This is a genomic window from Stenotrophomonas sp. SrG (assembly GCF_050031795.1).
Taxonomy (GTDB): Bacteria; Pseudomonadota; Gammaproteobacteria; order Xanthomonadales; family Xanthomonadaceae; genus Stenotrophomonas; species Stenotrophomonas rhizophila_A.
In genome coordinates this window covers 1-267 of record NZ_JBNBBE010000308.1, presented here as the reverse complement: position 1 = coordinate 267, position 267 = coordinate 1, and the positions used below count along the sequence as shown (strand labels likewise).

The window sequence follows — 267 nt, the reverse complement described above, 5'->3', positions numbered from 1 at the left end:
GGCCACGGGTGGGCGCGGCGTGGTCGTTTGTGCGCGGGGGTGGTCGCGCAGGCGCTGCGAAGCGGCAGCTCGTGCGTGCGGTCCGGCAAGACGAGGGTGGACTACGGCAGGTGGATGCGCAAGTCCGGCACGGTGCCGGAAACGTGCCGTCAGGCCGGGCTGCCCGCCGCGGCCGGCGCACCCATCAGGGCGTCCCGGGGCAGCTCCCCCAACACGCGCCGATAGCTGTCGGCGAACCGCCACAGATCCCACAGGCCACAGCTGAGA

General features: G+C 73.4%; 1 pseudogene. It reads right to left on the bottom strand.

Annotated elements, in window-relative coordinates:
* Positions 1-149: 149 nt before the first annotated feature.
* Positions 150-267: pseudogene (locus ACQG3P_RS19925) on the bottom strand (AraC family transcriptional regulator); the annotation flags it as partial.